This window comes from Niastella caeni, from assembly GCF_004834005.1.
Lineage (GTDB): Bacteria > Bacteroidota > Bacteroidia > Chitinophagales > Chitinophagaceae > Niastella > Niastella caeni.
The window spans coordinates 818,418-835,611 of record NZ_STFF01000002.1; the positions used below are offsets into that span (position 1 = coordinate 818,418).

Here is a 17,194-nt window from a genome sequence, read left to right on the forward strand (position 1 = left end):
GTATTGAAATAAAGTGATGAAAAATCTTTTTATAATAATAGTGACCACCTTTTTTAAACGGATCAGGTGGATCGATAAAATTAGAAATAACAATATAAACAGGTTATTTCTCAGGTACAATATTAGGCTCCAGGTTCAACAAGTGAAGATAAAGGGGCTTGCCCGTTATGAGATAAGAAATATTACCATTAAAAGATCAGTTGTCGAAATTGAGATCCGGCGATTAGAGCTATTCCTTAATTTCTGGACGTTAATAAAAGAAAGAACACTTAAGAATGCAATAAAGGTTCAACTTGATAAACTTGAAATAACCTGTCGTTCTTTAAGCAAAGATGCTATTAGTGCAAACGATCCTGTATCCTCAAATACCAAAAAGGTCAGGGAAGAGTGGGAGCGCGAACTCTATCCTAAATATGAGAAGTTCATTAATGCATTTTTCCTTTTTTTCCCGGAACGATTAATGATCCGGGAAGTAAAGATCCGGTTTCCGCAACTGGAAATTGTTGTTGCCGGCAGTATTCTCAGCGTTTCCAATAATTTAATAAAAGCAGATCTGGAAACTTCTTTCAAAAAGAATATAAATAAATACCTTGTAGAGGTTGCAGTTAATAAAAGCGAAAAATCAGTAATTGTTACGATTGACAGCAATGATCTTCCGGTGAGCAATTGCCCGGCTCCCTTTTCATTTACACATTTAAACTTTTCCTTTACTCAAAACGACACAGATCAAAAACGCAAAGCTATAAGAGGGGAATGTAGGATCACTGACCTCTGTATTCACCACCCGGCAATTGGCGCCACGCCTTTATTAATTAACAACTTTGATGTAGAAGTACATATCAATTTCACACCAACTTCATTTGTAGTAACCAAAGAATCGGGGGGTAACATCAATCAAATACCTTTCGCTTTTCAATTCAGTCACGATACAGGAGAAAAAGATTTTTTGAGGCTTGTATTTCATGTTGAGATAGACGTTGAATTATTTAAAAATTCTTTTCCAGCTTTTCACAATAAAGCTATCAGAAGTATTACGACTGAGGGAACCCTGTTGGTTAGATTTCGATTGATATTTTCCATGAGCGATCCACTGCAACATTTCTTTGATATCAATATTTTAAAAAATGATTTAATAATAAAGGATTATGGCGGGTTCGATTTATCATATTTAGACAAACCCTTTGTTCACAAAATTTATAAGGACCATGTTTTCTTAAGGGAAATAATAGTGGGCGATCCGCATAGTAATTTTATGGAAATAGAACATTTCCAGGATAAGCTGCTCAGTATAATTATTGTTTGCGAAGACCCAAACTTTTATTATCACCAGGGCATTGATGTTCTGGCTATTGGCCGTGCCATTGTATCAAATATGATCGCAAAGAAATTTAAAAGGGGGGGTAGTACAATTACCATGCAATTGGCCAGGAATTTATTTTTAAACCATGAAAAAAATATTTACAGAAAAGTAGAAGAAATTATTTTGTCATTACTTATAGAAAATTATTTCAAGATCTCTAAATCCCGGTTGCTTGAAATATATGTGAACATTATAGAGTTTGGCCCAAACGTATATGGAATTAAGGAAGCGGCTATGTTTTACTTTAAAAAATCACCGCTTGACTTATCAATGATAGAGTTTATTATAATGATGTACATTATTCCCCGCCCTATTCATTTTTATGAAGCATTAGTAGCGCAGAGCGCTCAATTGTTTACGAATCTTAAAAAATATGTACAATGGTTAACTAACGGGTTAATGACGCGGGGAATTATTACGAATGAGGAATCGGGGAAGATCTTACATGATATAGAGATTATTTGTCAATCAGGATCTATTATACTTACCAACTACAATTACGATAACGTTCAAATGCAATGACTGTTAAAAAAGAAGTATATCTGACTTTTGATGATGGCATCCAGGCTGGAACAGAGGAAGTATTGAGCATACTGAAACAAACGAATGTGCCCGCCACTTTTTACCTGATCGGGAAACATTTATTTAACGCATATGAAAAGGACCGCCACAAATGTATGTGGCTTCTGAATGAAATATACCAGAATCATTCAATTGGTAATCATAGTTATTATCATGGAAACGATGAATACAGAAAATATTATGAAGAAGGCATTTGTGTGGATGATACTTGGAAATGTTTAACTGTTCTACAGGATTTTGAAAAGAACGAAGATGAGCTGAGGTGGTATTTGCAGGAACTCAGAGATAATTTCAGGGCAAATGGTAATGATATTCATGTAACTCGTAAAACCGTAAAATTGGCCAGGCTGCCGGGTAGTAACTCGTGGGTCTATTCAAAGAAGACAGGCGATGCCGGTAGTGACCTTGTTAGTAAACTGCCTGGTAAACAAACCGGCAGGTGGGCAACGAAATTATTTGATATAGGGTACCAGGTATTTGGATGGGATGTTGAATGGGAAATGAACTTTGATTTTTATAACGAGGCGCTACAGCTAAAGGAAGACCTGTACTGCAGGAATGGTAAAGATAACCCGGATTCCCGATTGATGAATTTCGATATAGACATGTATGCAAATGAGAACGTATTGAAAGACCGGCTCACAGAAACCTGGGAGCAGGTGGCCGGAAAAGTTCTGAAGCTGCAGAAAGATAAGATCGTATTACTAATGCACGACCGGGCTTTTAGAAGGGGAATGGCTTTCGCTGGAAAAGCGGAGGAAACTGAAAAACTTCGGGCGTTAATACTTTACCTGAAGGGCCGCGGTATAATTTTTAAAACACTGGATCAATATTGATTCAGATTCATTAGCTACATTTTTAAAATGATAAAAAGTTGATGATATGATCTCAAGGATTAAAAATGCATTTCGTATTAACCCCTTGTCTGAATTGCTTCGGGTTGATCTTTCAACAAATAATGCAATTAATGCCAGAACTGATCGTCGTTGGGCGCACCCATTAAGTGAAGAAGGTATGCCTAAGGATAATTTAAAAAAGATCAGGTCTGCCGATGCCAGGAAAAAGTATATATACAACGTTATTGAATGGCTAGATGTAGAAGAAAGCCGGCGGTATGCTATGCAAGGAAAAAGTACTTACTGTAATATTTATGCTTATGATGTGGCCAGGTGCTTAGGGGCATATCTACCCAGGGTATGGTGGAATGAAGAATCAATTCTTACAATTCAGAATGGATTAAAGGTGCCTGTGGTATATGCAAAGACTATTTTTGAAATGAATTGTAATTCTTTGGCCGATTGGTTTCTTTCCTATGGCGCCTGTTTTGGATGGAAACGGGTATATGATCTAACTAAAATGCAATCTTTAGCAAATAAAGGGACTATAGGAATTATTGTAGCCCAAAGGAACGTATTATCTGAGGCTGGCCATATAACTGTTGTGCTTCCTGAAACTGCTACATTTTTAGCACAACGTTCCGGAAAGGAGGTTATATGTCCTGTACAATCACAGGCGGGCATGAAAAATTTACGTTGGTTTACCGGAGATACCTGGTGGCAGGATGAAGCTAAGTTTGGTAAATACAGTTTCTGGATTTTAAATATGTAGCATTAATGTATATGCCATACCGTTAGAAAATAAAAATGACGATGTCGGGAAATATATGTTCTGAAATTTATTATTTTTAAAGAGTACGTCAGATCAATGAGTAAGATCAAACCTTATTACTATATGAAATTGTTAACAAAGCCGGCTTTCTGCCATTATCATTTTTCTTCTCAGTGCAGGCTAATGGCTTTAGCAACTCTCTTCCTTACAATACTGTGCCAGTTAGCAACTGCTCAGTTAACCATTACCGGTAATATAGCTAATAAAAACAGGCAACCCCTTCCATATATTGCTGTAAGTATTCGTCAGGGCAAATCCCTCATTGCTACCACAATAAGTGACAGCACCGGGCATTACCGCTTCCAAAATATTCAAAAGGGAGCTTATCATTTACTGATCAGTCACAGTTCTTACAAAGACTCCAGTATACCTGTGCACCTTTGGGCCGACACTACCATCAACCTGCATCTGGATAATGAGAAAATGTTGCAAAAGGTGGAGGTTACCGGTAAGAAGCCGCTGATACAAATGGATTTAGACAGGTTGCGGTTCAATGTGACGGGCACCGAGCTGGTTGTAGGAAATAATATTTGGGATGTAATTGAAAAAACGCCTCTGGTAACCACTTCCTCCGACGGCGGCATCCGGATCAGCGGAACTTCGGGCGTTGCGGTGTATATCAATAATAAAAAGAAAGTGCTTTCGGGTACTGCGTTGAAATCATATTTAAGCAGCATGCCTGCAGATAACCTGGAAGCCATTGAGGTAATCACTACCCCCTCCAGTAAATACGATGCCGAGGGGGGAGGCGGTATCCTGAATATTGTTACCAAAAAGAAAAAAGAAGATGGCCTCGACGGAAGCATAAGCTTAACCGACAGGCAAACCGCCACCAATTCGCAAAGCGCAAATGTTTTTTTTAACAATCGTAGTGGTAAGTGGGATCTTTATTCAAGCAGCTACCTGGTTAACAGGCGAAGAAAACCAGAATCTGATCATAATGTATATTTTCAGCAGCCTGGCAATGAAATACCGTTAAGCAGGCGTATCACCGCTGACGGTTTAAATCGTTCCTTATCGGCTGGCGCCAATCTGGGCATTGATTACCAGTTTAACAAAGACCATATTGCCGGTCTGATAATGGACTATTCGGGCAATGATGACCGCAAGAGGCGCAATGCCGGCAGCCACGATCATTATGCAGGATATGACTCTCTCAGTCATTCAGAAAATACAGATAAGTTGAATTCACATACTTATTCGCTGAACCTGAATTATGAAGGCAGGCTCGATACGCACGGAAAAAAGTTAAATATCGATTTCGACGCACTGAATTATACTTCCAGGAATACTTCGCTCAGTAGAACAAACGCATTGGATGCGGCAACTTATGATCCGTTGTACATAAGTGACTATTTTAGAAGTTCCGCGCCGCAGCATGTAAAGAACCAATCGTTCAAAGCCGATTTCCACTGGCCCCTCAGCTCCGGTGTCAATATTGATTTTGGCATCAGGTCCTCCTTCTCACAAATCGATAACGATCTTGTTTTTGAAAACTATGTAGGAGGTAATTCCTGGGCAAAGGACTTTTCGCGCAGTAATTTATTTTCCTACGACGAAAATATTAATGCTTCTTATGTACAACTGAACCAAAAGATAAATGGTACATGGGCGTACCAGATAGGAACCCGCCTTGAGAATACCATTGCCAAAGGATACCTGGAAGGAGAAAAGGTAGTAAACCGGAATTATGTCAATGTTTTTCCAACCGGTTATCTGAAATATACAACCTCCGGGAAAAAAACATATACGCTGGCGGTATCGAGCCGCATAACAAGGCCGGGCTATTGGGATGTAAATCCCTTCAGGACCTATACCACTAATAAAGCTTATTTTGAAGGGAATCCTTTTTTATCGCCTTCTAAATATTACCGGGAAGAGCTCAGCCATTCACTGAATGCCGGAAAAGGTAGCTATATTTTTCAACTGGCGGCAAGCCAAACGCTCAACGAGATCTACGCGCTGCCTTTTGAAGATTCAGCGGGCGTTGTGATAAATAAAAAAACTAATTACGGTAACAAATACAGTTACTCAGGAGCGGTTATATACTACAACCAACTGAAGAAATGGTGGCAATTGTCTGCCACTGTATTAACGGGTTATATTGTATCAAAAGGGAAGTATAGCAGTAATATTTCCATTGATAACCGGTCATTTCTATTAAGCTTTTCAACCAATCAAACATTTACCATTTCAAAAAAGCAGCGGTTAACGGGCAACCTGATAGCCAATAATACCTTTCCTTTTACCATTGTTAATACCAGGGTAGGTAACCGGCTCGATACGGAATTGCGGATCAGGAAATCGGCAGGCGCCTTCAGCTTTACCCTTTCGGCAACAGACCTGTTCAGAAGCAATAAAGATGTATACCGGGTTCAGGCAGGCGACCTGTTGTTAAAACAGCATTATTATAACGATACCCGCAGTTTGGCATTTATTCTTAGCTATAATTTTGGAAAATCAACCGTAAAGAAAAAAAGAGACAGGGATACTGAATTTGAAAATATCAAGAGCCGGATCATATAACATAGTACCCACAGAAGCGCCTTGTACCGGCGTGGAGTAATACAAATTTGCTTTCATTTAATGTACATAAATGGGAGGGTGAAAGCCACACCCTATAGGCTGGCTATTTTTTAAACTAAAAACATTATTTATGGAAAAAAGAGTAAAGATCGCAACGGATGCAGCACAAAAGAGCATCATCCAAAAAGCCATTGAATCTTCGGAGAACGAACAACTAGACCTGTACAAAGCCATTTTTGGCGGTGCTGCTGGTTCTAATTGTAACGTTGCTGCACCCATCAATTTGTTGCGCGGAAGCGACGATGCTGTAGCTTACGACAAAACAGATCAATTCCTGAGAGCTCCGCTTTAACAGAATCAAAAACTTTTTTATGAAAAAAAAAGTAAAGATCGCAACGGATGCTGCGCAAAAGAGCATCATCCAAAAAGCCATTGAAGCTTCGGAGAACGAACAACTGGACCTTTACAAAGCCATTTTTGGCGGTGCTGCTGGTTCTGGTTGTAACGTGGCTTCACCCATGAATTTGTTGCGCGGAACTGAGGATGTTGTTGCTTACGACAGATTTGATCCATTCCTGAGAGTTGCGCTTTAACAAAAATTGACAATAGCCAGTTTCCTTGTTGCCTGTTCTTCAACCGGTAGTTGAGGAAGCTGGTTATTTATGTCCAGCTAAATCCAAACGGTCATTTCATTTATCAGTCAAATGTGCAGACAATGAAAAGAGTAACCTGTTTTGTACTAAAAAGTGCAAGTCGTTGCAACCTGAATTGTTCCTATTGTTATATGTATAACTTAGGTGATACTACCTACAAAGATCAACCTAAATACATGTCGTTGGATACGGTGACCGCCCTGGCAAAGCGCCTTCATAGTTACGGCCAGGCGGCATCTATCAGGCGCATGCAAATTGTTTTTCATGGTGGAGAACCCCTTTTGCTGGGCCGGGAATACTTTGAAAGTTGTTTGGCCATCTTCAAAAATGAAGCGCCCGGTATTTCATTCAGTTTTATTGTTCAAACGAATGGCGTAAACTTAGATCAAACCTGGTACGAATGGATGAAGGTCCATAACGTGAAAGTAGGGATCAGTATCGACGGGCCCCAACAATACCACGACGCCTTCCGGGTATTTCATAATGGAAAAGGTTCGTATGTCCAGGTAGCCCGGGCCGTTCGCCAGGGAATAGGCAATGGCCTTATGGGGATCTTAAGTGTATTGAACCTCCGTATTCCCGCCAGGGAATATTATGAGGAAATGAAAAACCTGGGTATTGAAAGTTTAAACCTGCTATTCCCAGATGGTCATTACGACCGGCTTCCCGAAGGCATGGCGCCTGAACAATTGGATGATGATGATTACACCCCTTTTGCCAACTGGTTGATAGAGCTTTTCCTTTTATGGAAAAATGACAAACAACGGCCGGCTATAAAATTGTTTGAAAACCTGCTGCAGATCTTGCTTGGCGATGAGCATATAGGAAACCAGGCTTTCGGCTTACAAACAAACGGTGTGTTGATCATAGAAACAAATGGAGCTATAGAGGTGGCCGATTCGCTGCGGGCCTGTTATGAAGGTATTACCCGGAATCATTTTAATGTTCACTCACACGGCATTGAAGATATCTTCGGCGACAGGGTGTTTGATGTATACTACCATTCGCACGAGATGGTTTGCGAAAAATGTTTGAACTGCCCGGTTTATGAATTTTGCGGCGGCGGCTTTTTAGGAAACCGTTTTGCCAATAAGAACGGTTTTGATAACCCAACCATTTACTGCAGGGATATTATCCGGTTAATAAGTTTCCTTCAAAACGATCTTATTAATGGCCTGCCATATGATGCTGCCCGTAATAGTGGAATAGAAAAGGTATCGTTTGAAGAAATTCTGCAGGAACTAAAAAAAGCGCCTGACATTACGATCAGCAGTTCCCTGAAACAAAAGTTAACATCCTTCAAACAACCCGATCTTTTATGCAATTAAAAAAAGGTATCCGCTTATCCAGTGATCTGAGCGATATGGCAGATCAGGTAACTATAAACGATGGCACCATGGTGCCTACGGAAAATTCAGGATTGAGTTATCTTTCCGGTTCCTATATTCCTAAAACTTCATGGCGAAAGCTACACGATAAGGAATCCAGCCTGTTATTTACGCACAGCAAAAAAGCAGACTTCCGGAAAAGCATTTTTGTAGGAAACATTCCATCGCAATTGAAAGCTTCTTTTGAGGAATTGAACCTGCATGCATGTACTTCTGTAGATCAAATACTGCCTGCTTTCGGAAATAAAGAAGAAGAAGTAAAGCAGATCAATAAAAGTATGCATGCCTTTCTAAAAAATTGTTCATCAACCAGCAATTACAAATTTCACCGCATAACCCGTGCATTGCCAAACCGGGATACCACCACCTGTCATTATGTGCGTGAAAAATTTATTTACGTAGGATTGCACATCGACCAGAGCAGGAAATTTACACCGTATACGGCTTACAAATCGGGCAACCGCATTTCTATTAATCTGGGACGGGAAACCAGGCACCTCGCTTTTATAAATCTGTCTATGTTACAGGTTGTGAAAATGATCAGGGAATGCACCGGTTTATCTGATGCCAGCATAGATTGCAATAATATAGGGTACCTGTTCTTCAAACATTTTCCTGAGTACCCGGTGGTAAAACTGGCGCTGAAGCCCTATCAGTATTATATAGCCCCCACAGATAATTTTTTTCATGATGCTACCACGCTTGGTAAAAACGAAATTGATGTAACTATTGTTTATACAGGCCTGTTCGACATGGCCGGATAAAATTGTATGTTATGGAAATAAAAAAAGGTATAATGCTTTATAGTGATTGCAGTACAGGCAATGATGACATTTTAATAAACTCCGGGGTATTGCCAATTAACCAGGTAGAAATTCCCAGGGTTGAATACGGCCATCATTCTTTTGTCCCCTCCTTTGAAGCAGACGCTTTTATTCCCAAAAGGAACTGGCGGCCGCTGGAAACAAAGGAAACCCAACTGCTGAAACCCTCTGGTAAAAGAACGGATGCCAATACTGTTTACATTGGAAATATTCCTGAGCACATGAGACGTTTATTCGAATCGCTGAAACTCAATGAATGCAGGAACAGTGAAGAAATATTCACCAGGTTCAGGAATGCGGCAGCGACCACGGCCGAGATCAATACAGCAATAAATGAATTTTTGCAGCCCAGATCTGAAGGCAAGCCATTTCATTTCCACTACTTAGGAATTAATTTACCCAACCTGGAAGTAGTGGCCAGCGATACCACCCGGCTGCCCAATGGTTTTCAGGAAGAAGACAAAATATACATGGGTATTCATAATGATGGAACAAAATATGTTGCCCTGAACCAGTTGTATAAATCAGGTAACCGGTTCACCATTAACCTGGGTAAAGAAGCCCGTTCCTTTCTGTTTGTGAACCTGACCCTGCAGCAGGCTTTTAATATGTTGAAACAAAAGATCGATGTAAAAAAACATCGGATCGACATCATTAATATTTCCAAGTACTTTTTTAGCTGCTTCCCTGATTATCCGGTAATAAAAGTTACCCAACAACCCTATCAATACTATATAGCACCTACAGATAATTGTCTACACGATGGATCTACTTTTGGAACGAAAGAGTTGGATATTATAATGGTGTATTTTGGTTTTTTCAGGTTTTAATAATACAGTATGAGATTAATAAACGGTATTACTATAAACAATCAATTGCAGGAAGGCTATGATTCGGTAAAAATAAATTCAGGAACGGTTTTTCATACTGAACAGTTAGCCGAGATGGTACATTTTCAGAATTTACATTTTCGCCCCCAGTATGAAGAGGAGGCCTATGTTGTAAAACGTGACTGGAGAAGCCTGACCCCGGCTGAAATAAAGCAATTGCAGCCAAAGGATGAATGCAATAGTTACAATACCGTTTACCTGGGAGAGCTTCCTGAGCACCTGAAGAATAGTTTCAGGGAACTGGACCTGGCCGGTTCAAAAAGCAGGGATGAAGTGTTTGAAAAGTTTTATCGCGATGCCGGTAAAGTGAAAGCTGTTAGCAATGAAATGCATGCATTTTTATCGCCTTTTTCAGATAATAAGCCTTTTTATTTTAACTGTATAGGTACCCAGTTACCAAACCTTGAAATGGTGGCCTGCGAAACTACAAAGCTGCCCAAAGGATATCATCCAAAGGATGTACAATATATGGGCATCCATAACGATGGTAGAACCAAAATGACAGTGCATACAGCCCATAAATTTGGTAACAGAATTTCCATTAACCTGGGAAAAGAAGCAAGGGGATTCCTGTTTGTGAACCTGTCGATGATACAGGCATTGAATATGTTGAAAAAGAAAATAGACATCAGGGCGCACAACATCAATATAAGCAATATCTCCAGCTATTTTTTTAGGCACTTTCCCGATTATCCGGTATTACGGATACAACAAAAGCCCTATCAATATTACATAGCGCCAACCGATAACTGTTTTCACGATGGATCAACCCTCGGAAACTCAGAGTTGGATATTACACTTATTTATTTCGGGTTTTTCAAACGCTGAAAATGTTTAATCGTATATTTCAAAAGCAGCTCGATTCGATGGATTGTGCGCCCGCCTGTTTAAAAATGATCGCCACATACTATGGTATTAAAACCAGTATGCACCAGTTGCGGGACCTGTGCCATACCACAAGGAATGGCACCAGCACGGCAGAACTGGTGCAGGCAGCAGGTGAAACCGGGTTAAGCGCCGGAGTGTTCCTTACTACCGTCGATTATCTTAAAAATAACCTGCCATTGCCCTGCATTTTGCACTGGCGCAATAATCACTATGTTGTTCTGCAAAAAATAAAAGCGGGTAAATACACGATTGCCGATCCTGGTTATGGAATGATCATTTTGCAGGAAAAAGAATTTATTAAAGAATGGAAAGGCCCGGGAGAAAAAGGCGTTGCTATATTTTTAGAGCCAAACGGCGGGCAGGGTAAGAAAGAAGGCAGCCCTGGAAAAGATCAGCTTTCTATATTCCGTCATTTCAGGAACTATTTAAGGTCCCATACCCGGTCAATGCTGGCGCTTGTTTTCATTATGCTTATTGCCGCTTTGATTTCCCTGGTGATACCGAAGACCATTCAGTATATGACAGATAACGGGGTGGAGAAAAAGAACATACCTGTTATTTGGAAAGTGCTGATCTTCCAGTTCGTATTGTTTGGCGCGCTTACCCTCACCAATTACATCAAAAGCCTTATTCAGGCAAAATTAAGTACGGGATTAAGTACAGGCATCATTTCCGATTTTCTTGCTAAACTGCTCAGGTTGCCTATTTCTTTTTTTGATAGCAGAACCAATGCAGATATCCATCAGCGGATAACAGACCACTCACGTATTGAAACATTTTTGGGCACCAAACTGGTCAACTTTTTTTTCTCTCTGTTGCTGATGGCCGTATATATCATTCAATTCTTTTGGTTAGACAGGTACATTGTGATCAGTTTTCTCTTGTTTACCGGGATCTCCGTTATCTGGTTCTTTTTGTTTTTAAATAAACGAAAAAAGCTCGATTACCACCGGTTTAGCCTTGCCGTGGAGGAAAGGAACTACCTGAACGACCTTATTGGGGGTATGACCGAAATCAAGCTTAACAATGCCCAGCATGACAAAATAATTAAATGGAGCGAAATGCAACAAAAGCTCTATGGGTTTAAGCTAAGTAGCCTAAAACTAACAGGTTTACAGCAATACGGCGTAAGTACCATCAATCAGCTCAAAAGCCTGTTCATTACATTTTTATGTTCATATTGGGTGATCAATGAACAGATCAGCTTTGGCGTTATGTTAAGTATTGGCTACATCGTAGGCCAGTTAGCGGTGCCTGTGCAGGACCTGATGCTTTTTTTTCAGGACCTGCAGGATGCAAAAACCAGTTTTGAAAGATTGAACGAGATCCAATTGAAGGATAATGAGAACAATGAAGACAAAATGCCATTTCCGGTCCATTTCAAAAGCGGATTTAGAATAGAAGGGCTTTCTTTTAAATACCCGGGCGCGCATAATCCCTATGTGCTCAGGAATATCGATCTTTTTATTCCCAAAGGAAAAATAACTGCTATTGTAGGAACCAGCGGTAGTGGTAAAACCACACTCATGAAATTATTGCTGGCATTTTACACACCGCAAAATGGGGCGATATGTATAGATGATATCAATTTAAAAAATATCAATACCGAAGAACTCAGGGCAGCGTGTGGGGTGGTAATGCAGGGTGGATACATTTATAACGCCACCATAGCCCAGAATATAGCCATGACCGACAGGAACATTAATTTAAACAGCGTATACCAGGCACTGCGCCTGGCTTGTTTAGACGAATTTGTACAATCGCTGCCGCTTAAGCATAATACTTTACTGGGAAAAACAGGCATAGAGTTAAGTGGCGGCCAAAAACAACGATTGTTCATAGCAAGGGCGGTATATAAAAACCCTAAAATTATTTTGCTCGATGAAGCCACCAATTCGCTGGATGCTAATAACGAACGGGCAATTATGAATAACCTGGCTGATTATTTTGTTGGTAAAACAGTATTGGTGATCGCCCACCGGTTAAGCACCGTTAAAAATGCTGATCTGATAGTTGTGCTGGAAAAAGGAGTTATTACAGAAACGGGCACCCATGCCCAATTAACCAAAAATCAGGGCCGGTATTTTGAGCTGGTAAAAAACCAATTGGAACTGGGCTAGTTATTATTTTTAAATACAAAGAACATCCGAGATATGAATGCCATACCAACTTTTGTAATTAATCTAAAAAAAAGAATAGAACGCAGGGAGCACATCCTTAAAGAATTCAATCAGCGGGAAGAATTTGATGTAACCATTGTAGAGGCCCAGGAACATAAGAAAGGCGCCATGGGTTTGTGGAATACGGTTCAATCCATTTTACAAAAACAACTGAACTCAGCGCATGAATATATCATTATCTGTGAAGATGATCATCAATTTACCGATGCTTATTCTAAAGAACTATTATTTAGCGCCATTGCTAATGTAAGAGCAAAAAATGCCGACCTGCTATGCGGAGGGGTAAGTTGGTTTACAGATGCTTTAGCTATTTCAGAGAGTATTTTTTGGGTAGATAAGTTTTCCGGATTTCAATTTACTGTTATCTTCCGGCACTTTTTTACAACCATATTGCACGCCGATTTCAGAGAAGATGATGTTACTGATCTTAAAATAGCTTCACTGGCCGAAAATAAGTTTTTTCTGTTTCCCTTTATTTCAGTTCAAAAAGATTTTGGCTATTCCGATGTAACGGATAAGAACAATTCTGTAGGAAGAGTAGATGGGTTGTTTGCCAATAGTTCGAATAAAGCGAAAACAATAAATTATATCTGCAATTATTATAGGAATAACGAAAGAAGCGTTCAAGTTAAAAGCAACTCAGCTACGTATGAAAATTTTACTATTCCAACTTATGTTGTTTGTATGCCCGAACGGCCTGGCAGCGTAGATTATATAAAAGCGCAATTTAAGGGGAAGGGTGAATTTGACATTACGCTTGTAGAAGCTTATAAAAACGAAATGGGCGCTGTTAACTGGTATTTGAGTATTCGAAAGATCGTAGAAATGGCTATTGCCAATTGCGATGATGTTATCATTATTTGTAAAGATGATCTTACATTCACTGATTATTATTCAAAGGAAGAATTCCTGCAAAATATTATGGAGGCCTTTTACCAGCGAACCGAAATACTGGCTGGTGGAGTTGGAGAATTTGGTATAGCTATTCCTGTAACAAAAAACCGGTTTTGGATCAACGCTTTTCATTCTGTCCAATTTTTCGTATTATATAAAAGTATTTTTCAAAAAATTCTGGAGCAAAGTTTTGATGACAATATTACTGTAGGCCAACTGTTTACTAACATAACCAATTACAAAATGACGCTTTTCCCTTTTATAGCCAATCAAAATGAATTGGATGGCGCTGATATGACGTGGGATAGGGGAGAGGATGCTGAATCGAGGACATTATTCCCGGCTACCGAAAACCGTTTTGCATTAGTGCAACAGGTTTATGAAAAGTATTCTATTAGTAAAAATGTTGAGGTAATGAGAATTAATTGAAGAAACATCTATTATGTCTGCTTCAAAGGTAAATGTTCCTTGTTAAAATGCGTTCTCCCATTCATGATTATTGGATCCGCAGATAATTTATTGAAATTCTGTATCTTCGTTCCGAACTTATTAAGAATATATTGAATAGGATTCCTTAATAAGTTTCTGCAGGCACTGGTGGCGGGAGATTAGTGCTATACAACCTACATTATAGAACCATGCACGGATTGTGCAATCAGGGCAATAAAGTGGATAATTTTTCAGTAACATCATTGTACTGTTTTATTTGTATTTCATGAAAATGATCAAAACCTTATTCAGGTTACTGAGGGTAAATAACTGGATAAAAAACGTATTAATTATTTTTCCATCCTTTTTTGGAAAAAAGAAAATAACATTTCAGGTTGCAGAAGACCTGCTGCTGGCTATTTTGTTGTTCAGTTTGCTGAGCAGTTGCGTTTATATTATTAATGACCTGGCTGATTTATCCGCCGACAGAAACCATCCTACAAAAAAACGCCGGCCAATTGCTGCCGGTGAAGTGCGTGTTCCTACAGCTATCATTATATGTTTACTGCTATTGGGCGGTACTTTTTTCCTCACATTGCAGGTGCTCAGCAATCAGATAGCTATGTTATGGTTATTGTTCTACCTGTTCTTTAATTTGCTTTATACGTTTCTTCTCAAACATTTGCTGATCATCGAATTTTATTCAATAGCTATATTTTTTGAGATCAGGTTATTTTATGGCGGTTCTATAACCGACATTACCATTTCACCGTGGCTGGCATTGACGGTGTTCTTTTTGGCCACATTAATTGCCATTGGTAAAAGAAGAGACGATGTGTTGTTGCAGGCGAATTCTGAGCAGAACATCAGAACAAATACAAAGCACTATAATATTATATTCCTGGATGCGCTCATTACCATCAACTCATCTCTGCTGGTATTTATATATATCGTGTATTCTGTTTCTGACTGGGTGGTCAATAACTATAGTAAATATTTTTATCTGTCTGATATTTTCGTGATCCTTGGCTTATCAAAATACCTGTACACAGTATTCGTTAATAAAAAATCTGGTGATCCGGTCAAGCTGCTGTTAGAAGACAAATTCCTGTTAGTCTGTTTGACTCTTTGGTTCTTATCGGTTTATAAATTCATATACTATGACAACGGCCTTTTCTAAGATTTTCGAAAGGATCAATATAATTCAGGTTGCATTTTATCTTATCGCTTGCTATTTTACTATTCTGCTTTTAACGTCCATTAGTTTCTTATTCAATAGCTATTGGTTATTGCAGTACAGTTGCGTATTGTCGTTACTGGCTGTTGCAGTAGCAGGTTTTTTTATTGACTATAAAAAACAGTCAAAACCGGTATTTACCGATACTATTCTTAATATTGGTGCATTCCTGGCAATATTGCTGCTGCTTACATTGCTGTCGGTTTTATTTTGGGACAACACCTATGACGGTCAAACATATCATTTGCAGGCGATCGATGAATTGGCCCACGGCTGGAATCCCCTTCACACGGAATCTACAAACATTTTTGTTACGTATTATCCCAAAGCCTTTGAAAAATTTGGGGCTGCTGTTTTTGAATGTACCGGAGAAATTGAGACAGGTAAGGTTTCAGGTCTTATGCTGGTTACGGCTGCCTGCCTTCTGGCATTCTCCTATTTCAAACACCTGTTCCCGGGCAAAAAAATATTGTGGTTTGTATTTACCCTTTTGCTGGTCATTAATCCAATTATTTCCACGCAAAACTTTACGTTTCTGATAGATGGTCAATTAGCTTCAATTTTTCTGATCCTCATATTTTCCTTTTTGCTTTATTTGAAGCAGGCCAGGTTTTCGTTGTTCATCTGGTTATTGACGCTGGCCATCTGTATCGATCTGAAATTTACAGGATTGGTTTACGCGGGCGTGTTTCAGCTTTTTGCCGGAGCCTATTTGCTGTTTATCAGGTTTCGTTTAAGCAGGCTATTCCAGTTTGTTGCATTCAATGTGCTGCTATTGGGTTTATCCATTTTTGTGATCTCCAACAATCCGTATTACACTAATATTAAATCAGGCAAACATATTTTTTACCCGGTGCTGGGAACCCATTCGGTCAACTTCATGGCCGGACCCAATTCTCCGGCTTCCTTTCAATACAGGAACAGGTTTTCGAAGTTCTTCATTGCCAATTTCTCCCGTTCCGGTAACGTGCATGGCGCACTGGTAGCGCCGGAGCCGGAATTAAAGATCCCGTTTTTTCTGTCGTTGAAAGAATTCACTGTTTTCAAAAGCGGCAGTGTTTTATACGGTGGTTTTGGGCCGTTGTTCGGGGGTATTTTGATTGTATCGTTCTTACTCATTCTTTATATACTCACATTGCCTGTAAAGAACAAAAGGGAATTTCTGCTATTGTGTTTATTCCTGCTTGTTACCATTTTCCTTAATCCGGAATGCTGGCTGGCCCGGTATGTTCCGCAATTGTGGTATCTGCCGGTGCTCTTAATGATCTTTATCAAGTGGTCTGGGTACTTATCAAAAATGTTGACCTCTGTGAATAATTTTGTTTTTGTACTCACCGCCATCAATGGATGCATTATTTTTGCGATCAGCATGGCGTCTAATTTGATTATCACAAACCAAATAAGAAGCGAATATGCCTGGATGAAGAGCAGCGGCAAAGAGGTAGCATTAGTTACAGGCGTGTTTAAAAGCACGGCATACCGGTTGGAAAAATACCAGATCAACTACCAGCGTATAGACAGTGCTGATCGCGCAAAATATACCGGATATTATGTGTTCAATCCCATTTCCTCGAAATCGGAGATACTTATACCCGAATCTGTAAAGCCGTATGAACCTGGCAAATTTTTCAGCATGCTGGAATCCTATATCAAAACTAAATAAGGAAAGCCTACC

14 protein-coding genes are annotated in these 17,194 nt (G+C 39.5%); all 14 read left to right on the forward strand.

Annotation, left to right across the window (positions count from 1 at the left end; genetic code table 11):
* The first annotated feature begins 16 nt into the window (after window positions 1-16).
* The 14 genes from FAM09_RS10745 (at window position 17) to FAM09_RS10810 (ending at window position 17,182) form a co-directional block, all read left to right on the forward strand.
* The gene (locus tag FAM09_RS10745; RefSeq protein WP_136577089.1) at window positions 17-1,882 is read left to right on the forward strand and encodes a biosynthetic peptidoglycan transglycosylase; all 1,866 of its coding nucleotides are present in this window, start codon (window positions 17-19) and stop codon (window positions 1,880-1,882) included.
* Window positions 1,879-2,778 carry a polysaccharide deacetylase family protein gene (locus FAM09_RS10750; RefSeq protein ID WP_136577090.1) on the forward strand — a complete coding sequence of 300 codons (900 nt, stop codon included), beginning with the start codon at window positions 1,879-1,881 and terminating at the stop codon, window positions 2,776-2,778. Before FAM09_RS10745 ends, FAM09_RS10750 begins: the two co-directional genes overlap by 4 nt.
* 46 nt (window positions 2,779-2,824) lie before the next feature.
* Window positions 2,825-3,550, forward strand: a complete 726-nt coding sequence (locus tag FAM09_RS10755) for a hypothetical protein (protein ID WP_136577091.1) — start codon at window positions 2,825-2,827, stop codon at window positions 3,548-3,550.
* 123 nt (window positions 3,551-3,673) lie between these two features.
* A complete protein-coding gene (locus FAM09_RS10760) occupies window positions 3,674-6,136 on the forward strand; it encodes an outer membrane beta-barrel protein (RefSeq protein ID WP_166437094.1) in 2,463 nt (820 codons plus the stop codon).
* A 130-nt stretch (window positions 6,137-6,266) separates the two neighbouring features.
* Window positions 6,267-6,488, forward strand: coding sequence for a hypothetical protein (locus FAM09_RS10765; RefSeq protein ID WP_136577093.1), 222 nt, complete (start codon window positions 6,267-6,269; stop codon window positions 6,486-6,488).
* Between the two features lie 19 nt (window positions 6,489-6,507).
* The gene (locus FAM09_RS10770) at window positions 6,508-6,729 is read left to right on the forward strand and encodes a hypothetical protein (RefSeq protein ID WP_136577094.1); all 222 of its coding nucleotides are present in this window, start codon (window positions 6,508-6,510) and stop codon (window positions 6,727-6,729) included.
* 122 nt (window positions 6,730-6,851) lie between these two features.
* Window positions 6,852-8,117, forward strand: a complete 1,266-nt coding sequence (locus FAM09_RS10775) for a radical SAM protein (protein ID WP_136577095.1) — start codon at window positions 6,852-6,854, stop codon at window positions 8,115-8,117.
* Window positions 8,108-8,941, forward strand: a complete 834-nt coding sequence (locus FAM09_RS10780) for a hypothetical protein (RefSeq protein ID WP_136577096.1) — start codon at window positions 8,108-8,110, stop codon at window positions 8,939-8,941. Before FAM09_RS10775 ends, FAM09_RS10780 begins: the two co-directional genes overlap by 10 nt.
* An 11-nt stretch (window positions 8,942-8,952) precedes the next feature.
* A complete protein-coding gene (locus FAM09_RS10785) occupies window positions 8,953-9,831 on the forward strand; it encodes a hypothetical protein (protein WP_136577097.1) in 879 nt (292 codons plus the stop codon).
* A gap of 9 nt (window positions 9,832-9,840) precedes the next feature.
* The gene (locus FAM09_RS10790; RefSeq protein ID WP_136577098.1) at window positions 9,841-10,719 is read left to right on the forward strand and encodes a hypothetical protein; all 879 of its coding nucleotides are present in this window, start codon (window positions 9,841-9,843) and stop codon (window positions 10,717-10,719) included.
* Between the two features lie 2 nt (window positions 10,720-10,721).
* Window positions 10,722-12,899, forward strand: a complete 2,178-nt coding sequence (locus tag FAM09_RS10795; RefSeq protein WP_136577099.1) for a peptidase domain-containing ABC transporter — start codon at window positions 10,722-10,724, stop codon at window positions 12,897-12,899.
* Window positions 12,900-12,932: 33 nt separating this feature from the next.
* On the forward strand, window positions 12,933-14,282 hold the full coding sequence (locus FAM09_RS10800; RefSeq protein WP_136577100.1) for a glycosyltransferase family 25 protein: 1,350 nt from the start codon (window positions 12,933-12,935) through the stop codon (window positions 14,280-14,282).
* Between the two features lie 286 nt (window positions 14,283-14,568).
* The gene (locus FAM09_RS10805) at window positions 14,569-15,462 is read left to right on the forward strand and encodes a UbiA prenyltransferase family protein (protein WP_136577101.1); all 894 of its coding nucleotides are present in this window, start codon (window positions 14,569-14,571) and stop codon (window positions 15,460-15,462) included.
* The gene (locus FAM09_RS10810; RefSeq protein ID WP_136577102.1) at window positions 15,443-17,182 is read left to right on the forward strand and encodes a hypothetical protein; all 1,740 of its coding nucleotides are present in this window, start codon (window positions 15,443-15,445) and stop codon (window positions 17,180-17,182) included. Before FAM09_RS10805 ends, FAM09_RS10810 begins: the two co-directional genes overlap by 20 nt.
* The last annotated feature ends 12 nt before the right edge of the window (window positions 17,183-17,194 follow it).